The organism is Lebetimonas sp. JS138 (assembly GCF_000523335.1).
Classification (GTDB): Bacteria; Campylobacterota; Campylobacteria; order Campylobacterales; family Nautiliaceae; genus Lebetimonas.
Map to the genome: position 1 here is coordinate 1 of NZ_ATHT01000001.1, position 22145 is coordinate 22145.

Sequence of the window (22145 nt, forward strand, 5' to 3'; positions counted from 1 at the left end):
TGTAGTTCATCAGATAAGAAACTCTTTAAAATTTGTCTCTTACAAAGACAGAAAAGAAATTGCAAAGGATTTAAAATCAGTATATCAAGCTGATACTGAGGATTTAGCCATTCAAAATCTTGAATATTTCAATGAAAAATGGGGCAAAAGATACCCTCATATTTATGATTTATGGAAAAGAAACTGGGATGAGCTTGCTACTTTTTTTAAGTATCCAAAAGAACTTAGAAAGCTTATTTATACAACAAATCCAATTGAATCTTTAAATTCTATCATAAAAAGAAAACAAAATCTAAAGGCTCATTCCCTTCAAAAGAAGCAGCTTTTAAAGTCCTTTTTACTTCAACACAGGAGGTTATGCAAAAATGGAAAAACAGTAGGATTAGAAACTGGTCGGAAATTTATCCTCAACTTGTGATATATTTCCAAGATATTTTAGTAAAATATCTTTAAAGTTTTAGTCTTTGGTTTTTATTTACACAGTTAATTTGATGGGCTCAAAAACTCCGCTTTTAAATATACCTGTCCGATTCCATCAACTCTGCAAGATACATGCCCAGGTACATCACACATTCTTATATTTTTTATAACTGTTCCTCTTTTTATAGTTTTTCCAGCGCCTTTTACATCCAAATCTTTTATAACTGTTACATTATCTCCATTTTTTAATTCATTTCCATTTGCATCTAAAATTTTTTCTTCTTTTTTATTAGCAATTGCCATTTCTTCATCTGTTAGATACATCATATCTGTTAAATCGTTTCTTCCAAGTATATTTAAAATTTTGTAACTCAAAATTTTTACAGCTGGAACTTCACTCCACATTGCATTATTTAAACAATTGAAGTGACTTTCATCATAATTTTCTGATTCTATTTGATTTCTACAGGTTTCGCAAAGTACAACATATCCGTCATTATTATCACTTTTAAAGACTTCGTATATAGAAAGGTTATTATCACTTTCACATAATTCACATTTATTGTTAGCTCTATTAAAGATTTCTTTTTCGTTCATTTATTTCCTTTTTTAAGCAAAATTATATCAAATCAGAACTAAATTAAATTATAAAACATAATTAGACTTAAAATTATTGTTACTACTAAAGTAAACAGGGTAAAAGCATTATTAAAAAACGTATTTTTATATTCTCCCATTATTTCTTTATTATTAGAAAGCATTAAAATTATTATAAGTAAAATCGGCAATAAAACACCGTCTAAAACCTGTGAATAATAAAGGGCGTCAACTACTGATAAAGGTGAAATAACAATAATATCTCCAAAAAGCATAGCACCTAAAAACACAATATAAAATCCTTTTGCGTCACTTACTTTATAATCCATTCCTTCACGCCATCCGAAAGCATCTGCTACAGCATAAGCAGTAGAACCTGCTAAAACCGGAATGGCAAGAAGTCCTGAGACAATTACGCCAATAGAAAATAGGGCAAAAGCATATTTCCCGGCTACCGGTTTTAAAGCTTCAGCTATACTTTGAATTGTATCTATATTGTTATGACCAAAAAGCATTACCGCTCCACTAATTATCATTGCATACGATAAAAGATTAGAATATATCATCCCAATAATTGTATCTATTGTAGCAGTTTTTGCTTGAACGACTGTTTTATGTTCTTCTTTTTCTTCTGCAGCTTGCCAAAATAATAAATAAGGGGAAATTGTAGTTCCTAAAAGCCCAAGTGCCGCTATAATCCAAGCTGTTTTCATTTCAATATGAGGAATAAAAGTATTTAAAAGAACTTCTTTAATGTTTGGATGGGCAATAATAGCATTTATAATATATACCGATAATATTAAAGTAAAACCAATAAGAACTTTTTTAATAGTTTTATACGAATGATAAATTACAAGATATCCAATAAATGCCGTTATTGGAATAAGAAAATAAAGTTGATTTTTACCTGTAATAATGCCTAAAATAGCAGCTAATGCGTCTAAATCTGCCCCTATTGTTAAAATATTAGCAACAGATAATATCAAAATCATAAATATTGTAACTTTTTTATTATAAAACGCATTTGTAAGTTCAGGTAAACTTTTACCCGTTACAAGAGCAATTCTTACAATTGTATTTTGAACACCAATCATCATAGGAGTTGATAATAAAAGTAGCCACAGCTGAGAAAATCCGGTAGTAGCTCCCACCATCGTATAAGTTACAATACCCGCAGGATCATCACCTGCGCCTCCTGTAATAATGCCAGGGCCTAATTCTTTAATTCTTTCACGGTTTTTTGCTATATCCGATTTGATTTTTTCTTTAAAATTTTCAAATTTAGACATATAGTTTTCCTAATTTTCAATATCTTTGTAATAATATTAGCATAGTTTTGTATATTTGTTTTGTATCTTTTACAAAAATAATAAAAAATTTAGAATAATTAAATATTTATAATTTTTATGTACTTTTATAGAAATAAAAATTTAATTTATTATTTAGTTAACATAATGTATATTCTCTTAAAAATTATTTTACAGCTTAATAAACCTCTGTGCATCTTTAAATGCACTGTTATCATCAGTGTTATTAAAATAAACAAAAGATTCATCTAAAAGTTTTAATTTAATACTTTTTAAAATATCATCAGGATAAGAGCCTACATATTTTCCGCTAAATCCGTGAAATCTTACATAATTAAAATCAGCAGTATACTCAAAAATAAAATCCTGATTAAAATCGTGCCAAACCAAACAAATATTAGCGTTCTTCATAATTTCATATACTTCATCGTTATACCAGGTTTTATTTCTGCATTCTATTGCATATTTTAAATTTTTATCCAAAGCATTTACAAAATTTAACAAAAGTTCTTTTTTATATTTTAAGCTCGGAGGAAGCTGAAAGAGAATCACCCCTAATTTATTTTCCAAAACAGAAACAACATCTAAAAACCCTTTTAATTTATCCGTATTTTTTAATCTTGATGTATGGGTTATTGTTTTATTTGCTTTAATCGAAATTTTAAAATCATTTTTTATTTTATATTTCCAGTTTTTTATTGTTGTAGTTTTAGGAAACCTGTAAAAAGTTGAATTAAGTTCAAGTGAATTAAAAAACTGTTTATAATAATCAAACCATTTAGAAGTTGGAAGCTCAGGGGGATAAAAATCCCCCTGCCAGTTACGGTAAAAATAACCGCTTGTTCCTGTATATACCATTACTTAACCATTATATGTACCAAATGCGGATAAAAAATCAGTATCAAAAGGGCAATAACCTGAAAAATAATAAAAGGAATTACACCTATATATAAATCCTTTGTCTGAATTTTATCCCCGGCTGCCCCTTTCAAATAAAACAGGCTGAATCCGAAAGGCGGTGTTAAAAAGGATGTCTGTAAGTTGACAGCTATAAGCAGTGCAAACCAAAGAGGGTCTATTCCAAACTGTTGAACAATAGGAATTAAGATAGGAATAACAATAAATGTAATTTCAACAAAATCTACAAAAAATCCTAAAATAAAAATAACCAGCATTGTAATTGCGACAAATATATCCGGATTTGAAATGTCCTGGGTAAAAAACTGTGTAATTAAATCCCCTGCCCCGCTTTCGTTAAATACCAATGAAAATGCCCTTGCGCCGATTAATATCATAAATACCATAGCGGTGGTTTTTACTGTTTCAACGCTTGAATATCTCAAAAGTTGCCAATTAAATGTTTTATATACAATTGCCAAAATAATTGAACCAAGAGCACCTATTGCCGCTGATTCCGTAGGTGTTGCAAAACCTGCAAATATGCTTCCCAATACTAAAATAATCAAAATAGAAGGGGCGATTAATGATTTTAGAGCATTAATTATTACTTTTGAATATTTTTCGTCTGTCTCAATGGCCGGAGCAATTTCAGGTTTTATAAAAGCCAGAATTAAAACATATATAATATAAAGTCCGACTATAATTAATCCCGGAATTACGGCCGCTTTAAATAAATCACCCACACTTATCTGCATAACCGCCCCTAAAATAATTAAAACAATGCTTGGAGGAATAATCTGACCAAGAGTACCGCTTGCCGCAATTACACCGCTTGCAAGACGTGGAGAATATCCGTGTCTAATCATTAAAGGAAGTGATATAACCGTCATCATCACGACGCTTGCACCTACAATTCCCGTAGATGCGGCTAAAATTGCACCGACCACGACAATTGCTATTGCAAGCCCTCCCCTTACGGGTCCAAATAATTTTCCAATTGATTCAAGCATATTTTCGGCAATTTTGCTTTTTTCCAAAATAAATCCCATAAAAATAAACAAAGGAACGGCCATAAGTGTAAAATTCTGCATAACACCGTATATTCTATAAGGCAAAAGTCCAAAAACGTCAAGTCCTATGTTTGGATCGATAAATGCAACAAAAATCGCACTTGCGCCAAAAGCAAAAGCAACTGGAATACCGAGCATTAATAAAACAAATGCCGCTGCAAAAAGAATTATACCTGTCATTTTACACCTTTTAATTTATAATATGCTTTTCTAAGTTCGGCTACACATTGTATTATTACCACTAAAAAAGCCCATATTATCGCCGATTTAATAATCCATCTGCAGCAAAGCCCGCCCGGGTCACCTGATTGTTCATGCATAGAATAACTCATTTGAACAAAAGGAATAGCTTCAATCACTATTAAAGTAGATAGGGGGATTACAAAAAAAATAATTGTAATTATTTGAATTACCGCCTTAATTTTTATCGGAAACTTGTCATAAAATATATCTACCCTTACGTGCTTATCTCTAGCTAAAGTATAAGCTATGGAAAAAAGAAATGTTATATCAAACAGATGCCATTCAAGCTCCTGCATAGCAATGCTTCCGCCATGCCACAATTTCCTTGCAATTACATCATAACTTACGATTAGAGCCATCGCTATAAGAGCAATTATAGAAATAATCATAAAAAATTTGCTTAAATTTTCAGCCATTAAATCAATTTTGGGAACAAAAGAAAGAATAATTACAGCTGTTGCTACACCGATAATACTTAAATCGATGTGATTACTTAAATTTAATAAAAAATCCATTTTTTTCCTTTAACTTTTAACTTTTCATTTTTAACTTTTAACTTTTATAGGTATTCGGGCAAATCATTGCTAAAAAGAATTAAATCCCCCGTTTTTGTAACATCAGCCAATATTTTTTCAAGATTATTTTTATCTTTAAGAATTATTTTTTTTATTGTTAAATTTTCACAAAGCGTTTTTCTGTTAGCTTCTCCCGTAATAATTGCAATATCAAAAACCTGATTAATTTTTTTTGCAATTTTTTCATTCATCTCTTTTGTGCCCTCTATAATTCCGGGGGTCACAATAATTTTTCTGCCTTTAAATTCTTTTACCAAATCATATGAGCTCAACATTCCTTCGATATTACCGTTAAAACTGTCATCAATAATAATTTTTCCACTTACTTCTATTTTTTGAAGTCTGTGGGGTACGCTTTCTAATTTTAGCACTTTGTTTTTTATTTTTTCAATATTTTTTATAAAATCCAATGCACAAAAAACAGCAAGTGTTACATTTACGGCATTGAATTCACCTAAAATTTGTGATTTAAAATGATGAAGTTCTCCGTTTATTTCAATATCCCATTCTATTCCATTTAGAGAGGATTTCACATTTTTAATTTTATTTTTTATTACGATTACTTTTTTATTGTTTACTTCTTCGTACGAAAAACCTTTTTTTAATTTTGGGGATTCAAATATTTCAAGTTTTGTTTTTTTAATATTTTCCATTGTTTTAAAATATTCTATATGCTGAGGCCCTATTTTTCCAAGAATCGAATATTCATTTTCCAAAAATGTCACTATCTCTTTAATATCTCCTTTTTCCCTTGCCCCGGCTTCAGCTATATAAATTCCCGTATTTTCAGGCAGATCTCTGTTTATATCTAAAACAATACCTTTTATTGTATTTACACTTCTCGGAGTTTTATAAGTTTTATAATCATTTTTTAATAACTGATATAAAAAATTTTTTATTGAAGTTTTTCCGTAACTTGCAGTTATTGTAATAATTGCCGGATTTATTTTATTTAATTTTTCTTTTGCCTTTCTTTTGTATGCTAAAAAAAGAATATATTCAATCAATTCAGAAAACATTACACTTAATATTAAAACACACAAAACACCGATACCCGGATTTATTTTAAGTTTATATATAAAAAGCAGATTTATTGTTTCAAGCAGCCCTAAAATTAAAAAAAATCTTTTTGCCCTTTTTGTAACATTTAAACCTTTGGTTCTTCTGGTCCATAAAAATACTGCGGGAATTAAACCGAAAAAAAGATATATCCAAAAAAATTTATAAGCTGCAATATAAGTAACAACAGGAACAATAAAATATATCAAATGCCAAAGAGGTTTATGAAAATGAAATATAATTCTTTTAACTTTATAGTTATACCATTGAAGCGTGGTAATTAAATAAAATCCCAAAACATAAGCAGTTATAAAATTAACAATCAATTCAAACATAGATTTCCTTAATATCTGATTTCAAAATCACTAAATTTAATTTCAGGTATTTCCTGATATTCGATATTCTCTACAATAGAATAAGGAGAGCCTTCCTTTAATATTTCTAAAAATTCTTTTAAACTTTTCTCATTTTCAATATTTGCAACTGCTTCAACCATTCCGTCAGGAAGATTTTTCACATATCCTTTAAATCCTCTCTTTCTTGCCCTCTCACTTACAAATTTTCTATACCAGACACCCTGAACCCTGCCTGAAATTAAAAATTTATAAGTCATTTATTTTCCTTTTGCCATTTGAATTTTGTTAATATACTGATAATCAATTATTATTTTTTCTTCCAAAGTTACACTTTTTGCAAGCATTTCCAATTTGTTTTCAAAATTGTCAAACAGATAATTAGCCATACTTCCAGGAATTGGATTTATTTCATTTAAATATATAATTCCGTCTTTCTCAAAAAAGTCACATCTAATCAGTGCGTTTTTAAAGGTGCTGTTGTAAATTTTTGTAAATTTTTCTTTTATTTTTATTTCGAAGTTTTGTTCAATATTACTTAACATAATATTTTTTCTACTGAAATCTAAATATTTTTTTTCAAAATCAAGATATTCTTTTTTTTCAACTTTTTCTATTTTTGAGAATATAAATTCTTCATCTGACAAAAAACCGGCAAGATTATATTCATTAATCCCTTCTATAAACGGCTCTGCTATAATTAAATCATCAAATTCCCTTGCAACATCGAACGCATAATCAAGTTCATTCTGATTTTTTGCAACGCCGACCCCTATGCTGCTGCCAAGTCTTGCCGGTTTTACAATTACAGGAAAATTAAACTTTGTCTTTGGCGAATTTATTATTTCATATTCAATTACTTCGACACCTATTTCTTTAGCATAAGCTTTAGTTAAAACTTTGTTATAACTTATTGCACTTGCCTCAATATTCGGAGATATGGCTTTTATACCAAAGAATTCAAGCATTGCCGGTATTTTCCCGTCTTCACCGTCTCGCCCGTGTACAAGATTAATCACAATATCAAAACTCAATTTTTCTTCTTTTTTCAAAAATCCTTTTTTGTAAAAAAATCCGCCCTTTTTTATTTCCAATTTTTGTGATTTTTTATATTCACCGCTTGCAAAAAACTTACTTTTCATATTTTCTTTTTCTATTAAGTAAAAATCTCTTGTCTGATCTATAAAAACGAATTTTAGATTATTGTTTTTTATTTTCTCTTTCAGTGTTATTGCACTTACAATTGAAATTTCATGTTCAAAACTCTGCCCTCCGAATATAATAAGAAAAGTCATTTATTTTACTCCTTTGCTAAGTCTTTTAAGTCCTTCTTTAATCATTTCTTCAACACTGCCGCCTTCTATCCCGTTAAGTGCTTTTAAAATATCTTTTTTATTAAAGCCCAAATTTTCAAGGGCTGTTAAAGCCTGATTAAAAACGGGATTTACATTTTCTATTTCAAATTCGCTCATTTCCATTAATATTCTTTTAGCACTCTTAGGGCCTATTCCAGGGACTTTTTTAAGTGCTTCGATATTTTTGGTTGAAATTATATCCATAAAAGTTTCGGGAGTGTAGGTTGAGCAGATTGCAAGAGCTACTTTTGGGCCGACTCCGTTTAATTTTATAAGCCGCTCAAAAAGTTTTTTTTCATTTTTATCTGAAAACCCATATAAGCTGTATTCGTTTTCTTTGATAATTTCAGTAATATAATATATTCCGTCTGATGCATTTGAAAAAGTCAGCATACTGACATTCAGTTCATAAATTACCCCGTTTACTTCCAAAAAAATTTTACCGCCCTCTTTTTCAAAAATCCTGCCCTTAAGAGCCGCTATCATTATTTTCCTTTATTTTTATTTTTACTATTTTTTTTATATTTCCAAAATCTTTAAGTTTAAATCCGCAAACTCCTTCGTTGCCTTTAGTGTCATATGTCAGTTTTATCGGGGGTTCTACAAAATCAAATTCTATTCTGTTATAAGGTGTCCACGGGCTTAAAGAAATAATTTTTGCATATATTATGGCATTTTGTAATTTATCGATTGTTTCTTCCATCTCTTTTATTTCCTGTTTTAATCCCTCGATTTTTTCTTTTAATTCAACCGTTTTTTGTTTAAAAGAATTAAATTCTTTTAATTTTTTTATTATAGCGGGTGAAGTTTTTATACCTTTTGTTTTATTTTGTAAGTATAATTTTTTCAGTTCATCAACAGAACTTTTATTTTCTTTCAAAACCCTTAATCTTTTATTATATACTTCTATATTTATTCTTAAATCCCTTTTTATTTCTTCCAGTTTTTTTTGTAATTTGTCTGTATCAATGTTTTCACCCAATACCTCGGCAGGAGAAATAATTAATTTATTTTCACTTCCTTTTAAAGTATGTATTTTAATCTCTTCCAATGCATAACATTTTAAATGGGAACCCAAAATTTCTATTTCTACTTTTTTAGCAAAAATTTCCCCTCCCACCACCTGGGAAATTACCGCCTTATTGGCTCTTACTATTCCGTTTTCAAGCCTTGTTATTTTTATTTCATCTGCTTCAACATATCCTTTATGAATATTTATTTCACCTTTTTGGGTATAAATTTTACTCTTTTGATGAGTCTGCCCCATTATTTTTAAATCTTTACATTTAATCAATGCGGAATTTCCGACGTTTCCCCTTACAATTAATGTTGTTGTTTCAACCGTGGTGTTGTCCCCTATGGCCTCTTTGAGCGCATCAGATTCTTTTACGTCAATTTTAATATCACTTTCTTTGGCACCTGTAACATCACCTGTTTTTATATTAATCTGTTTTATCTCCATTTCATCTTTTATTATGAACACTCCGGAATCATTATACAAATATCCGTTTTTTAATGCTATAAAAACTATTTTTTCATTATCTTCCTCTTTTTTTATTGTTTTTTGATCATATCCAATACTCGGAATTTCAAAATCTTTAACTTTTTCGGCCAAAATTATTTTTCCCCTGCAGTTTCTGCCGTTTTTACCAGGTTTGGGTTTTTTTATCTCTATTAAAACCTCTCCTTCTTTTACTGGATAAATAAGCTCTTTTTTTACAGCAGTTTCATTCTTTTTATAATGATAAACCACTTCTCCCTGAACAGTGGGAATTTCATCTATCCCTTTACATAACAATATTTCTTCTTCACTTTCCAAAGAACCTATTATCCTTAATTTTGCAACTATTTTTTCAACCGATTCATCCATTTTTTCATCAAACAAATCTATTAATAAAGAGTTTTTTATTTTTTTCTTGTTAAGTTCGGCTTTAAATTTTTCAAGCAGAATGTCACTGTATACAATAAGTGATTTTGGCGAAAGAATAAATTTTGCTTCGGTAAATTTTTCATTTATTTCCATTTTCCCTGTTAATTCAAAGTCACTTACTTCATATTTTATTATTTTTATCTCATACACCTGCTTTATCTCGTTTTTTTCATTTCTCAAAAAGTTTTCGTTTTTAAGTAACATTTTTGAATTTTCATCAATTTCTATAAACTCATGGTCGTTTTCTGTTTTTATAAAAGTTTTAACTTCCATTACTTCAAAATCAAGATTTGAAAGAGGAATATTGTATTTGGAGGAAATTTTGGCAAGAGTGTCATTAACATTTTCAGTTCTTACAACCAGAGGCAAAACTTGTATCTCTTTTTTTCCCACATTTTCTTTTTTAAAAAAATCAAACAGACCCACATTAGACCTTTTTTGATATAATACCGCTTATGATTAAAGCAATAATTATAAATTTTTTAGGTATTTTCAATTCGAGAATTCTCGGATTTATCAGGGATTTGCTGAGTGCCTCTATACTCGGGGCAAATATGTATTCCGATATCTTTTTTGTCGCTTTCAAATTTCCCAACCTTTTTAGAAGAATTTTTGCCGAAGGAGCCTTCAGCCAAAGTTTTCTGCCGACATTTGCAAAAACTAAAAACAAAGCACGGTTTGCATATGTAATTTTTATCAAGTTTTTTATAATTATACTTATTTTAAGCCTGTTTGTAACTATTTTCAGAGATTTTGTCACCGATATTTTAGCATACGGTTTTAGCAATGAGGCAAAAAAAATAGCTTCCCCTCTTATTGCCGTTAATTTTTGGTATTTGGATTTTATATTTGTAGTAACTTTTCTTGCGAGTTTACTTCAATATAAAAATCATTTTGCGGTTAGTGCTTTTTCAACCGCTCTTCTTAATATTTCGTTGATAGCGGCTTTAATCATTTCAAAAAATCTGCCTAAAAAAGAGATTATCTGGTATTTAAGTTTCGGAGTTTTAATAGGAGGATTTGCCCAGTTAATAGCTCATTTGATAATGGCCAAAAAGAAAAAAATTTTAAGACTGCTTCTTATCGGATGTAAAAGAGAGGAAAAAATTGACATAAGTGAATTCAAAAGACATTTTTTACCTTCTGTATTTGGAAATTCCACCGCACATATTTCAGCATTTTTGGATACATGGCTTGCCACTTTTTTAGTATCCGGAAGTATAAGTTATTTATATTATGCAAACAGACTTTTTCAGCTTCCTTTTGCTCTGTTTGTTATTGCAACTTCAACTGTGTTTTTCCCAAAAATCACTAAACTTTTACATAGTAAAAAAGAGGATAAAGCAATTGCGATGATGAAAAAAATATTTTGGATACTTCTTTATTTACTAATACTCGCAACAATTGTGGGAATAATGGATTCAAAAGATATTGTTAAAGTTTTATTTGAAAGAGGTGCATTTACAAGTAAAGATACTTTTTTTACAGCAAATGTTTTAATTATGTATTTAATAGGACTTATTCCTTATGGAATTAGCAAACTTTTTTCAAGTTATCTATATGCTGTGCATAAACATTTAAAAGCGGCAAAAATTTCTGCTATTGCACTTGGAGGAAATATTATTTTTTCAATTATTTTAATTTTTCCACTTAAAGTTTACGGCTTAGCTCTTGCAAGTTCATTATCCGGGTTTATTATGCTTTATTTATACATAAAAGAGTTTTCATTTAAACTTTTTTTTAAGTTTTTTGAAAAAAAGTATTTGCTTTATTTGATATTATCTGTAATAGCAAGTATAATTGCTGCTATAATTTTTAAAAAAATTCTTTTATTATTTTAAAGGAGCAAAATGAAAATATATGATTCACATTTAAAAGAAAAAGTTGAATTTAAACCAATAAAAAATAATGAAGTTAGAATTTATGTATGTGGTCCCACAGTATATGATGATGCACACTTAGGACATGCTAGAAGTTCCATCAGTTTTGATTTATTAAGAAGAACTCTTTTAACACTTGGATACAAAGTAACTTTTGTAAAAAATTTTACTGATATTGACGATAAAATCATAAATAAAATGAAAGCCACTTCTAAGAGTTTAAAAGAATTAACCGAATATTACATAAATTCTTATTTGAGAGACATGGATGAGCTTAATATACTAAGAGCGGATATAGAGCCAAAAGCGACCGAAACACTTGAAGAAATGTTTGATTTGATTGAAAAGCTTGTAAAAAACGGATGTACCTATACACTTCCTAACGGGGATATATATTTTGATACATCCAAAGACCCCCAATACTGTTCTCTTTCGAACAAATGCCAGGACAGTGAAGAAAATATTCAAAGAATAAAAACCGAAGGCAAAAAAAACCCAAGAGATTTTGCCCTGTGGAAAGCATGCAAAGGAGAAGATGATGTCTGTTTTGATTCTCCTTTCGGTAAAGGAAGACCCGGATGGCATTTGGAATGCTCCGCTATGATTAAAAAACATATTGCTTATCCTGAGGGTGAATATCAGATTGATTTACACGGAGGGGGAGCGGATCTGTTTTTTCCCCATCATGAAAACGAAGAAGCGCAGAGCTGGTGCGCATACAATCAGCATTTGGCAAAATACTGGATGCACAACGGTTTTGTAACAATTAACGGTGAAAAAATGAGCAAATCTCTTGGAAACAGTTTCTTTGTAAAAGACGCCCTAAAGCATTATCCCGGGGAAGTTTTAAGATTTTATTTGATGAGTACTCACTACAGGGCACCTCTTAATTTCTCTGAAGAGGATTTAATTGCCAGCAAAAAAAGACTGGATAAATTATACAGACTTAAAAAAAGGGTTTACGCAATAGTTAAAAAACAAAAAGATGAAGAGTTTGAAAAAAATCTGCTTCTTGCAATGGAGGACGATTTAAATATTTCAAAAGCCCTGGCTGCTATAGACGAATTTGTTAAGCTCTCAAATGAAAAACTGGATAAAAATCCAAAAGATAAAACATTAAAACAAAAAATTATAAGCAATATTGATTTTATTGATAAACTCCTCGGTGTCGGCGGAAGCGATGCTTATAAATATTTTCAAAGTGGCATAGATGAAAATTTAAAAACAAAAATTGAAGAATTAATTCAAAAAAGGGAATATGCCAGAAAAAACAGAGATTTTACCCTTGCCGATAAAATAAGAGATCAACTAAATAAATTGGATATTCAAATCCAGGATACTCCAAACGGAACTGTCTGGGAAAAAAATTAACAATGGAGAATGGATAATGGAAAATGGAAAATTATTTGATATGATAAAGCCTTTAATTTATAGAACCGACCCGGAATTTGCACATGATGCAGTTGAGGCAATTTTCAAAACTGCAAGACGCTGCCCTCTTTTTTTTAATCCTTTAACAAAAAGAAATTTTATTGATAACCCTATATTAAATCAAAAAATATGGGATTTGGAATTTAAAAACCCCGTAGGTGTTGCGGCGGGATTTGACAAAAATGCAACTATGGTTTCAGCCTGGCCCGCACTTGGTTTCGGATGGGGAGAAATCGGTGCTGTAACACCTCTGCCACAGCCTGGCAATGAAAAACCCCGTTCATGGAGGCATGTCGAACATGAGGCGGTTCAAAACGCTTTCGGATTTAACAACGAAGGAGTTGAAGTTATAAAAAAAAGACTTTCCAAGATATATCCTTTTATTTTACCGATAGCGGCAAATATAGGCAAAAATAAAACCACACCTGAAGATAAGGCGATAGAGGATTATAAAATTTTGGTAAAAGAACTTAAAGATGTAGTCGATTTTTTTGTAATCAATATTTCATCTCCAAACACGCCAAATCTCAGGAATTTATTAAACGAAGAATTTATAAATAATATTTTTAATGAATTAAAACCGCTTACTAAAAAACCGATTCTTATTAAATTTTCTCCGGATATGGAAGATGCTGATATTGTAAATCTGGCAAACATAAGCGTGGAAGCCGGGGCTGATGGTATAATTGCCACAAACACCACAATAAATTACGATATTATAAATTCCCCTATAAAAAGAGGTGGAATTTCTGGAAAACCGCTGGCAAAAAGAAGTTTTGAGGTTTTAAGAATTATTGCAAACGAAGTTTTTGGAAAAGTACCAATTATCAGTGTGGGAGGCATAGACAGTGCCGAAGAAGCCTATAAAAGAATAAGAATGGGAGCAAGTCTTCTTCAGATTTATACGGCAATAATTTACAAAGGCCCCGGAATTGTAAGGGAAATAAATAAAGGATTGATTGAACTTTTGAAAAAAGACGGGTTCAATCATATTTCTGAAGCAACAGGTATAGATATTCCAAAAAAAATTAAAGGATAAAAATGCTTCCAAAATTTTATTCTCATAAATTAAAAAACGATTTGGAAATTATAGCAATACCTTGCAACAAAGGAAGTAATGTAATTACAAGCAATATATTTTATAAAGTCGGAAGCAGAAACGAAGTTTTGGGAAAAACGGGAATAGCCCATATGTTGGAACATATGAATTTTAAATCAAGCAAAAATTTAAAAGAAGGCGAATTTGATAAAATTGTAAAATCCATAGGAGGTGTAGATAACGCTTCGACAGGTTTTGATTATACACATTATTATATTAAAACGTCTTCAAATTATCTTGACAAAACATTTTTCCTTTTCAGTGAAGTCATGCAAAATTTGAATTTAAATGATGATGAATTTCAAAGAGAAAGAAAAGTTGTTTATGAAGAAAGACTCTGGAGGGTCGATAATAATCCGGTGGGATATCTTTATTTCAGACTTTTTAACAATGCATTTGTTTATCATCCGTATCACTGGACACCTATCGGTTTTAAAGAAGATATATTAAGCTGGACAATAGACGATATAAGAGATTTTCATTCAACATATTACCAGCCTAAAAACGCTGTTTTACTTGTTGCGGGAGACATTACACCAAAAAGCGTATTTAAAGAAGCGCAAAAATATTTTTCAAAAATAGAAAATACAAAAGAAATTCCAAGTTTTCATTATAAAGAACCGGAACTTGACGGAGACAAATTTATTGAAATAAAAAGACAAACCGAAGTAAATATCGTAGCCCTTGCTTTTCATATACCTGAATTTAATCATAAAGACCAGATAATTTTAAGTGCATATTCAGAAATATTAAGCGGGGGGAAAAGTGCTGTTTTAAAAGAAAAACTTCAATATAAAAAAGAATTGGTCAGTGAAATATATGCATATAATATGGAGCTGATTGATAAAGGCATATTTTTAACCCTGGCTGTCTGTAACCCTGGGGTTAATCCTCAAAAGGTCGTTAAAGAAATTAAAAAAATTTTATTAAATACAAAACCGACTAAAAAACTCTTAAACAAAATAAAAAACGCCACAAAACTCGATTTTATAACATCTATGGAAAGCAGCGGCGGAATTAGTAATATATTTGGAGATTATTTTGCAAAAGGGGACATCAATCCTCTTCTTAATTATGAAGAAAATATATCCAAATTAAATATTAAAGATTTCGAAGAAATAAAAAAATATTTTGAAAAAGGGGTTAGTGTTATTTTACATTCTTAATTATCAATATATTTATCAACTATAACTCTATTTTTCCCACTCTTTTTTGCCATATACATTAATTTATCTGCTTTTTCTATTAAATTTTTTACAGGCACTCTATTTTTTAATTTTACAAAAAGGCCTCCAATGCTAATTGTTACGTTTATTGTAAAATTTTCAAAATTAATTTCTTTAGAAGCTACAGCTTCTCTAATTTCTTCCAATTTATTTTTTAAAGTATTGATATCTTTTATTGCGGAAAAAACAATAACAAATTCTTCTCCTCCATATCTGAATAAATAATCTGAAAGTCTTATTTTGTTTTTAACAGTATTTGCAACATTTTTTAATACTTCATCACCAGCTAAATGGCCATAAGTATCATTTACTTTTTTAAAATTATCAATATCAATAAAAGCTATTGCAAAGGGTTTTTGTGATACAATAGAGACATCTTCGATACCTAAAATTAAATTTTCCAAACTTGCTCTTGTTAACGTTTTTGTAAGAGGGTCTAATTTTAATTTTTTAATTTCCATTGCAGTTATATTTGTTATCAAAAAAGATAAAAACATTAAAGAATTTTTTATAAATTCGTTATATTTTTCAATTAATAACAAATAATTTTCTTCCTCTTTTAAAACAACTATTTGTTCAATTATTTCATTTAAATCATTTAAAAGTTTTAAAATTTTTTCTTTTTTATATTTTTTATCAATTGTTTCTATTCTGTTTTCAATATTTGCCAAAAAAACTTTTTCCTGGAATTTATTATCACTGTCAGTTAAATAGTTTAAAAAGTTTTCAGTCAAATTTAAAAAATAATTTACATATTTAAAAAGTTCCCTATCACTGTTTTTTAATGTATTTAAAATATAATCACTAAACAAAATTTTTTCTCTGTCAATATAATCTTGCAAATAACTAAGTGCCGAATAATTCCTAAGTAAATTAAAAAAATTGTTTGTTTGTATAAAAAGTTTTTCAATATCACAAAAATCAAATTTATCTCTATTTTTAAAAATATTTTTTAAAAAAGAAAGCTCCAAAAAATTTACATTTTCTAAATATGTATAATAATCTATTCCAAAACGGTCCAGTTTTTTTACGAATGTTTTTATTCTATCTTTTATTTCTTCATTTTTTTCATTTAAAAAAAACTCAAAATTTATTTCTAAATTATTTTTATATTCCTCTATCAAAAGCAAAAAATCTTTATTATTAAAAAATCTTTTAGTGTAATAGTCACTTTTTAATTTTTCAATTAAATTATCATAAGCTTTTTCTAATAATTGATTAAAATAAATTTTTAGATTGTTCTTATCCATATCAGTACTTATAAATAGCTGTTTAACAAAGCGCTTCCGACCCTTATCATATTGCTCCCCTCTTCTATTGCTATTTCGAAATCATTGCTCATACCCATTGAGCATATTTTTGCCCCGTATGGCATTAATTTTTCAAAAATATTATAAGTCAGTTTAAAACTTTTTCTAATCTCTTTTTCATCATCGCTGTGAGCACCTATTGTCATAATGCCTTTAAGCTCTATATTTTTTAAATTTTCTTTAATTTTTAAATATGTTTCAATTGCTTTTTCAGGTTCTAAGCCGTGTTTTGTAGGCTCCCCTGAAGAATTAATTTCAAGCAGGCACTTAACAGGTTTTTCAGCTCTTTTATCAATTGCTTCGGCTAATTCATAAGAATTAATTGACTGAATCATAAAAGGGTCAAGTGAAAGTAGTTTATTAATTTTATTTTTTTGTAAATTACCTATAAAATGCCATTCAATTGGGTATTCTTCTAAAGCTTTTACTTTTTTTTCCATATCCTGTACTCTATTTTCTCCAAACGCTCTTTGTCCTTCGTTATATAATTTAAGAAGTGGTTCAATTTTATCCGTATATTTTGTAACGGCTACAATCTGAACAATTAAATGCTCGCTTCTTTTGAGCCTTGCAGCTTCAACTTTTTGTATCAATTCATCCAATGTCATTATTTCTCCTTAATGAACTATTCTCATAATATCGTTAAATATTCCAATTATCATAAGAGCGCCTAAAACAGCCCAGCCTCCTATTGTGAGTTTTATCATAATTTCTTCGCTTATTTCTTTTTTAAACAAGGCCTCATATAAATTGAACATAATATGACCACCGTCAAGTGCCGGAATAGGCAGCAAATTTAAAACTCCCAGATTCACACTCAAAAGCGCCGTTAAAAACAGAAGGGGAATTATTCCCATATTTGCAACTTTAGCCGTCACATCCACTATTCCTATCGGTCCGCTTATTGTATTTAACCCTATCGCACCGGTTATCAGTTTTTCAATACTTTTGAAAATAAGCCCTGCATCATTTAAAAATTTTTGCCATGCAACAACAGGGGCTTTTATTATAGAATAATGAATTTTTATAATTTTCCCGCTGGGGGAGATTCCTATAATTTTTCTTTTTACAGGTTCGTTAAAAATATTTTTAGTAAAAATTATTTTGGGCTGAATAGTTAACATAATAATTTTACTATTTCTTTTTACTTCCAAATTAACTTTATCACTGTTTTGTATCAACACCGGAATTTCATCCCACGATTTTATTTTTACCCCGTTTACTTCAATAATTTTATCACCTTTTTTCAATACATAAAAAGCCGGTGTGTCTTTCATTACATTTCCAACCACAGGTGCAAGTTTTGGCCATCCTGCAACTGCAACAGACAAATAAATCAAATAAGCAAGCAGAAAATTAAACCCAGGCCCGCCCAAAAGAATTAAAATTCTCTGCCATGGATTTTTAGAAGTGTATGAATCCGGATCATTTGATTTCAAAGCCGGATTTGAATCATCCTGACCTTTCATCTGAACATAACCGCCCAAAGGAACAGCACTTAAACACCAGTTGGTTTCCCCTATTTTTTTACAAATCAGTTTTTTCCCAAATCCTATGGAAAAAACTTCAACTTTTACACCTACTAATTTTGCCATTAAAAAATGACCAAATTCATGAAAAAATATTAAAAAAGATAATATAAGTAAAGCACTAATCATTTTGATTCTTTATATATGCTAAAACATAATCCATTCCGCTGTATAATGTTAATATGACGGCAATCCAAAGCAATAAATTCGCAAAAGGCCAGTTCATAATTAAAAAGCCTATTGCAATCATTTGAAAAACTGTTTTTATTTTTCCAGCAAATGAGGCTTTTACACTCATCCCTTCTTCAACCATAGCAATTCTAAGACCTGTAATAAAAAATTCTCTAAGAAGTATTAAATATATTGCCCAGGAATTTGCCCTGTGTAAAAACAACAAGCCTAAAAAAGCACCCAAAACAAGCATTTTATCGGCAAGAGGGTCTAATATTTCACCAAGTTTGCTGACCGCATTAAAATTTCTTGCAATAAAACCGTCAAAAAAATCGGTTATGGAAGCGACAACAAACAAAAGAGCTGCAAAATAATCAAACCAGCTTGAATCAATTTCACTGAATAAATTTCTGTTTACTAAAAAGAAATACATTAAAAGAGCTAAAAAAACTCTTGAAAAAGCCAGTAAATTCGGGATATGTTTAAATTTTTTTTCCCATCTCAGATTTTTTTGAAAATTTATATTATCTTCCGTAATCAACCTATTTTCCCTCCAAACGTTGTGCCTCCGTCAACAATAACGGTTTCTCCTGTTATCCAGCTTGCCTCATCACTGCATAAGAAATAGACAATTCCGGCCAAATCTTCGGGTGTTCCCATTCTGTTAAGAGGACTTCTTATTTCTACCGCTTTTTTTACCTCTTCATAATTCGGAAATGCCCTAAGAGCATCTGTATCAATCGGTCCGCCGCTAACGGCATTTACTCTTATGCCCCATTCTCCAAGCTCTGCGGCAGCGTATTTTACCATGGTTTCAACCGCCGCTTTGCTCGAACCGTGTCCTGCATAATTGGGGGTATAAACCAAATTTCCGGTTGAACTGAGAGTTATTATACTCCCCCCTCTTTCTTTCATTCTTTTTGCCGCTTCCTGGGCACCGACCACAAAAGCGTTAACAGTTGCAGTAAAAATATTACAAATTCCTTTTGGCTTTAATCTCATAAAAGGTCCGAAACCTCCGACAACCGCCCTTCCGCTGATAATCGCATTTGATACAAAGAAATCCACTCTATCAAAATCTTCATCAATTTCTTTAAATAAATCCTTATATGTCTCAGGTTCAAGTATATTTAATTTATATGCTTTAGCTTTAATTTTATATTTTTCACTCCACTCATTCGCTAAATTCTCTGCAATTTCTTTATTTGAATTGTATGTAAAAGCTATATTTATATTTTCTTTAGCAAACCTTTCGGCAATAGCTTTTCCTATACCCCTTGTTCCTCCACTAATTACTAAAGTTTTTTTATTCAAATCATCTCCTTAACATAATATTTTTACTATAAATACTTTTTAATTACTTCTTTAATTTTTGCCTGTGATTCTTTAGAAGGTGATGTTAAAGGCAGTCTGTATTCAAGAGATGGAATAAGCCCTGCTTCATACATTGCAAATTTTATAGGAATTGGATTACTTTCAATAAATAAAACCTTGTTAAGTTCGTAAAGTTCCTCATTTATTTCTCTGGATTTTTCATATTCATCTTTTAAGGCAAGATGGATAAGTTTTGAAATTTTATCAGGAAGCAAATTTGATGTTACAGATATGCATCCGCTTCCCCCTGTTGCCATAATGGGATAATTTATTGCATCTTCCCCGCTTATTACGCTTATACCTGATTTCGTTTTCAAGGCCACTACATTTTCAATTTTTCCAGTTGCCTCTTTAATTGCCACAATGTTTTCAACATCATTAAACAGTTTTACAGCCGTGTCAACTTCGATATTAGAGCAGGTTCTGCCCGGAACATTATATAAAATCACAGGAATAGAAATACTGTTTGCCAGTTCTTTATAATGCTCATAAAGACCTTTTTGGGTAGGCTTGTTATAATAAGGGGCTACACTCAAAATTGCATCAGCTCCTTTACTTTCAGCAAATTTAGCTAAATCTATCGCTTCATGAGTGGAATTGCTTCCCGCCCCTGCTATTACTTTTGCCCTACCTTTACACACTTCAACCGCTATTTCAATACATCTTTTGTGTTCATCATGTGTTAAAGTGGCACTCTCCCCTGTGGTACCCACAGGTACAACACAGTCTATTCCGTTAACTATCTGCCTTTCAATCAGTTTTGCATAAGTTTCTTCATCAACTTTTCCGTTTTTTAACGGAGTGATTAAAGCAGTCATTGCGCCTTGCATTTTATTCCTTTTTTTTGCAATTATATCAAACTTTATCAATGACTAAATGGTAAAATATATAAGAATAACTACAAAGCTAAAAATATAACAGCTTCAGAGCTTCATTTTGCTAATGCACCGCTCAAATTTTGCTAAAAATTGCAAACGCAAGCGCCCTTACGGGTTGAGTGCAATTTTTTAAACGCAAAATTTTCGCTAAATTCCGCTACGCTGTCATATTTTTATTTTTTCGTTATTTAGTCAGTGCCCAAACTTTATTCATATCTTAATGTTTCAAGCACATCGGTTTTACTGGCCTTAAGCGCAGGATAAAATGATGCAAAAAGGACAATTACAAAAGCTCCAAAAATAATCAAATTAAAATCTGTAAAACTGAGATTAATCGGTAATTTACTGACCCCGTAAACATCTGCCGGAAGTTTGATTATATCAAATGTCTTCAAAACCCAAATACCAACTCCTCCTACCAAAGCCCCGCTTATTATACCTATAAGCCCTACAATAAGTCCAAGTCTTAAAAAAACAGCTTTAATCTCTTTTTTTCCGGCACCCAGACTCATCATTAAAGCAATTTCTTTTCTTTTACTCATAATCATCATAAGAAGTGAACTGATAATATTAAGTGAAGCCACAATAATTATAAGCATTAACACTAAAAACAAAGCTCTTTTTTCCATTTTTAAAGCTGCAAAAAAATTCCCATTTTGTTGCCACCAACCTATTATACCGATTCCGGGAGGCAAGATTTTTTTTATTTTCTCTATATCCTTAAAAGGGTTTGGAGAATAAATATGAATGCCACTGTAAAAATTCTGATGTAATATTCTTTTAAGACCTTCTATATTCATATAAGCAATTCCTTTGTCATATGCCACAAGGCCGCTGTTAAAATAAGATATTACTTTAACTTTTTTTATAATCGGAGATATTCCAAAACCCATAGGAGTTATTTTTGAAAAAATCATTATAATTTTTTCACCTTTACTTATACCAAGGTCAGAAAAAAGCCTTTTTCCAAGTACTACATCAAAAAGTCCTGTTTTATCAATTCCATTTATAGCATTTTTAAAAATATAATTAATATTTGCTTCTTTTTTAAAATCCACACCATAAAGAAGCACCCCGTTTAAATTGCTACCGTTTTGAACAACTGCCGATGTTTCGATATATGGGGAATATTTAAACTCAGGAAAGTGTTTTTTTAAAAGTTTTAATGTTGAATCATCAACATTCACTAATGATGAATAAACGGTTATGGGATAATTCATAACTTTCAGTTTTTTTTCAAACTCCCTGTCCATTCCGTTCATAATCCCCATAGCTATCATTAAAGTCGCAACACCTGTTAAAATCCCAAGAAAAGCTAAAATAAAACTTATATATATAAAAGGATGCTTTTTATCAAATCTTAAATATCTTTTAATTATAAAATTAACAAATTTTTTATTCACTTTCTCTCACCACTCACTACTCACCACTCACTACT

General features: G+C 30.2%; 22 protein-coding genes. 5 read left to right on the forward strand and 17 right to left on the reverse strand.

Translation table 11 applies throughout. From position 1 onward, the window contains the following. Positions 1-418: IS256 family transposase (locus DZ67_RS0100005; protein ID WP_024791659.1), on the forward strand; the 418-nt coding region annotated here is incomplete at its 5' end. Positions 419-483: 65 nt separating this feature from the next. On the opposite strand, the gene DZ67_RS0100010 is transcribed toward DZ67_RS0100005, so the two are convergent. The 10 genes from DZ67_RS0100010 to DZ67_RS0100055 all read right to left on the reverse strand — a co-directional run bounded on the left by DZ67_RS0100010 (position 484) and on the right by DZ67_RS0100055 (position 10235). After that, positions 484-1017 (reverse strand): PhnA domain-containing protein, encoded by a 534-nt coding sequence (locus tag DZ67_RS0100010; RefSeq protein ID WP_024786668.1) that lies wholly within the window; start codon positions 1015-1017, stop codon positions 484-486. 38 nt (positions 1018-1055) lie between these two features. Continuing rightward, the gene (locus DZ67_RS0100015) at positions 1056-2306 is read right to left on the reverse strand and encodes an Nramp family divalent metal transporter (protein ID WP_024786669.1); all 1251 of its coding nucleotides are present in this window, start codon (positions 2304-2306) and stop codon (positions 1056-1058) included. Between the two features lie 189 nt (positions 2307-2495). Continuing rightward, positions 2496-3182, reverse strand: coding sequence for a DUF72 domain-containing protein (locus DZ67_RS09555; protein WP_035906968.1), 687 nt, complete (start codon positions 3180-3182; stop codon positions 2496-2498). Next, on the reverse strand, positions 3182-4474 hold the full coding sequence (locus DZ67_RS0100025; RefSeq protein ID WP_024786670.1) for a TRAP transporter large permease: 1293 nt from the start codon (positions 4472-4474) through the stop codon (positions 3182-3184). Before DZ67_RS0100025 ends, DZ67_RS09555 begins: the two co-directional genes overlap by 1 nt. Next, positions 4471-5052: a TRAP transporter small permease subunit gene (locus DZ67_RS0100030; protein ID WP_024786671.1), complete on the reverse strand. Its 582-nt coding sequence runs from the start codon at positions 5050-5052 to the stop codon at positions 4471-4473. The genes DZ67_RS0100025 and DZ67_RS0100030 overlap by 4 nt, the downstream gene beginning before the upstream one ends. Before the next feature lie 44 nt (positions 5053-5096). Next, the gene (locus DZ67_RS0100035; protein WP_024790453.1) at positions 5097-6506 is read right to left on the reverse strand and encodes a Mur ligase family protein; all 1410 of its coding nucleotides are present in this window, start codon (positions 6504-6506) and stop codon (positions 5097-5099) included. 8 nt (positions 6507-6514) lie between these two features. Next, complete coding sequence (locus DZ67_RS0100040) at positions 6515-6784, reverse strand: acylphosphatase (protein ID WP_024786672.1); 270 nt, start codon at positions 6782-6784, stop codon at positions 6515-6517. Further along, positions 6785-7819: a D-alanine--D-alanine ligase gene (locus DZ67_RS0100045; protein ID WP_024790454.1), complete on the reverse strand. Its 1035-nt coding sequence runs from the start codon at positions 7817-7819 to the stop codon at positions 6785-6787. Next, positions 7820-8365: a Holliday junction branch migration protein RuvA gene (ruvA, locus tag DZ67_RS0100050; RefSeq protein ID WP_024786674.1), complete on the reverse strand. Its 546-nt coding sequence runs from the start codon at positions 8363-8365 to the stop codon at positions 7820-7822. Beyond that, positions 8349-10235, reverse strand: coding sequence for a flagellar assembly protein A (locus DZ67_RS0100055; protein ID WP_024790455.1), 1887 nt, complete (start codon positions 10233-10235; stop codon positions 8349-8351). The genes ruvA and DZ67_RS0100055 overlap by 17 nt, the downstream gene beginning before the upstream one ends. Before the next feature lie 29 nt (positions 10236-10264). Between DZ67_RS0100055 and murJ the strand changes: the two genes are divergently transcribed. Genes murJ through DZ67_RS0100075 form a run of 4 tightly spaced genes read left to right on the forward strand, consistent with a single transcriptional unit; the run spans position 10265 to position 15385 of the window. Next, positions 10265-11650 (forward strand): murein biosynthesis integral membrane protein MurJ, encoded by a 1386-nt coding sequence (gene murJ / locus DZ67_RS0100060; RefSeq protein ID WP_024786676.1) that lies wholly within the window; start codon positions 10265-10267, stop codon positions 11648-11650. A 9-nt stretch (positions 11651-11659) separates the two neighbouring features. Next, on the forward strand, positions 11660-13060 hold the full coding sequence (cysS, locus tag DZ67_RS0100065) for a cysteine--tRNA ligase (protein WP_024790456.1): 1401 nt from the start codon (positions 11660-11662) through the stop codon (positions 13058-13060). 16 nt (positions 13061-13076) lie between these two features. Continuing rightward, the gene (locus DZ67_RS0100070; protein WP_024786678.1) at positions 13077-14159 is read left to right on the forward strand and encodes a quinone-dependent dihydroorotate dehydrogenase; all 1083 of its coding nucleotides are present in this window, start codon (positions 13077-13079) and stop codon (positions 14157-14159) included. A 2-nt stretch (positions 14160-14161) separates the two neighbouring features. Then, on the forward strand, positions 14162-15385 hold the full coding sequence (locus tag DZ67_RS0100075; protein WP_024790457.1) for a M16 family metallopeptidase: 1224 nt from the start codon (positions 14162-14164) through the stop codon (positions 15383-15385). Here the strand turns inward: DZ67_RS0100075 and DZ67_RS0100080 are convergent. The 7 genes from DZ67_RS0100080 to DZ67_RS0100110 form a co-directional block, all read right to left on the reverse strand. Further along, complete coding sequence (locus DZ67_RS0100080; RefSeq protein ID WP_024786680.1) at positions 15382-16695, reverse strand: GGDEF domain-containing protein; 1314 nt, start codon at positions 16693-16695, stop codon at positions 15382-15384. The two genes, DZ67_RS0100075 and DZ67_RS0100080, sit on opposite strands and share 4 nt — an antisense overlap. An 8-nt stretch (positions 16696-16703) precedes the next feature. Continuing rightward, positions 16704-17363: a YggS family pyridoxal phosphate-dependent enzyme gene (locus DZ67_RS0100085; RefSeq protein WP_024790458.1), complete on the reverse strand. Its 660-nt coding sequence runs from the start codon at positions 17361-17363 to the stop codon at positions 16704-16706. Between the two features lie 9 nt (positions 17364-17372). After that, positions 17373-18413, reverse strand: a complete 1041-nt coding sequence (rseP, locus tag DZ67_RS0100090; RefSeq protein WP_035906970.1) for an RIP metalloprotease RseP — start codon at positions 18411-18413, stop codon at positions 17373-17375. Further along, positions 18406-18996 carry a CDP-diacylglycerol--glycerol-3-phosphate 3-phosphatidyltransferase gene (gene pgsA / locus DZ67_RS0100095; RefSeq protein ID WP_024786683.1) on the reverse strand — a complete coding sequence of 197 codons (591 nt, stop codon included), beginning with the start codon at positions 18994-18996 and terminating at the stop codon, positions 18406-18408. Before pgsA ends, rseP begins: the two co-directional genes overlap by 8 nt. Further along, positions 18993-19769 carry an enoyl-ACP reductase gene (locus tag DZ67_RS0100100; protein WP_024786684.1) on the reverse strand — a complete coding sequence of 259 codons (777 nt, stop codon included), beginning with the start codon at positions 19767-19769 and terminating at the stop codon, positions 18993-18995. The genes pgsA and DZ67_RS0100100 overlap by 4 nt, the downstream gene beginning before the upstream one ends. Before the next feature lie 26 nt (positions 19770-19795). Then, positions 19796-20659: a 4-hydroxy-tetrahydrodipicolinate synthase gene (gene dapA / locus DZ67_RS0100105; RefSeq protein WP_024786685.1), complete on the reverse strand. Its 864-nt coding sequence runs from the start codon at positions 20657-20659 to the stop codon at positions 19796-19798. 254 nt (positions 20660-20913) lie between these two features. Further along, a complete protein-coding gene (locus tag DZ67_RS0100110) occupies positions 20914-22110 on the reverse strand; it encodes an ABC transporter permease (RefSeq protein WP_024786686.1) in 1197 nt (398 codons plus the stop codon). Positions 22111-22145: the final 35 nt, after the last annotated feature.

Bases quoted from the DNA above. Each gene is read 5' to 3' on its own strand.
- rseP (WP_035906970.1), bottom strand. From the start codon at position 18,413: ATGATTAGTGCTTTACTTATATTATCTTTTTTAATATTTTTTCATGAA.
- DZ67_RS0100070 (WP_024786678.1), top strand. From the start codon at position 13,077: ATGGAAAATGGAAAATTATTTGATATGATAAAGCCTTTAATTTATAGA.
- DZ67_RS0100040 (WP_024786672.1), bottom strand. From the start codon at position 6,784: ATGACTTATAAATTTTTAATTTCAGGCAGGGTTCAGGGTGTCTGGTAT.
- DZ67_RS0100035 (WP_024790453.1), bottom strand. From the start codon at position 6,506: ATGTTTGAATTGATTGTTAATTTTATAACTGCTTATGTTTTGGGATTT.
- murJ (WP_024786676.1), top strand. From the start codon at position 10,265: ATGATTAAAGCAATAATTATAAATTTTTTAGGTATTTTCAATTCGAGA.
- DZ67_RS0100045 (WP_024790454.1), bottom strand. From the start codon at position 7,819: ATGACTTTTCTTATTATATTCGGAGGGCAGAGTTTTGAACATGAAATT.
- DZ67_RS0100075 (WP_024790457.1), top strand. From the start codon at position 14,162: ATGCTTCCAAAATTTTATTCTCATAAATTAAAAAACGATTTGGAAATT.
- DZ67_RS0100085 (WP_024790458.1), bottom strand. From the start codon at position 17,363: ATGACATTGGATGAATTGATACAAAAAGTTGAAGCTGCAAGGCTCAAA.
- DZ67_RS0100030 (WP_024786671.1), bottom strand. From the start codon at position 5,052: ATGGATTTTTTATTAAATTTAAGTAATCACATCGATTTAAGTATTATC.
- DZ67_RS09555 (WP_035906968.1), bottom strand. From the start codon at position 3,182: ATGGTATATACAGGAACAAGCGGTTATTTTTACCGTAACTGGCAGGGG.
- DZ67_RS0100080 (WP_024786680.1), bottom strand. From the start codon at position 16,695: ATGGATAAGAACAATCTAAAAATTTATTTTAATCAATTATTAGAAAAA.
- DZ67_RS0100015 (WP_024786669.1), bottom strand. From the start codon at position 2,306: ATGTCTAAATTTGAAAATTTTAAAGAAAAAATCAAATCGGATATAGCA.
- DZ67_RS0100010 (WP_024786668.1), bottom strand. From the start codon at position 1,017: ATGAACGAAAAAGAAATCTTTAATAGAGCTAACAATAAATGTGAATTA.
- ruvA (WP_024786674.1), bottom strand. From the start codon at position 8,365: ATGATAGCGGCTCTTAAGGGCAGGATTTTTGAAAAAGAGGGCGGTAAA.
- DZ67_RS0100025 (WP_024786670.1), bottom strand. From the start codon at position 4,474: ATGACAGGTATAATTCTTTTTGCAGCGGCATTTGTTTTATTAATGCTC.
- dapA (WP_024786685.1), bottom strand. From the start codon at position 20,659: ATGCAAGGCGCAATGACTGCTTTAATCACTCCGTTAAAAAACGGAAAA.
- cysS (WP_024790456.1), top strand. From the start codon at position 11,660: ATGAAAATATATGATTCACATTTAAAAGAAAAAGTTGAATTTAAACCA.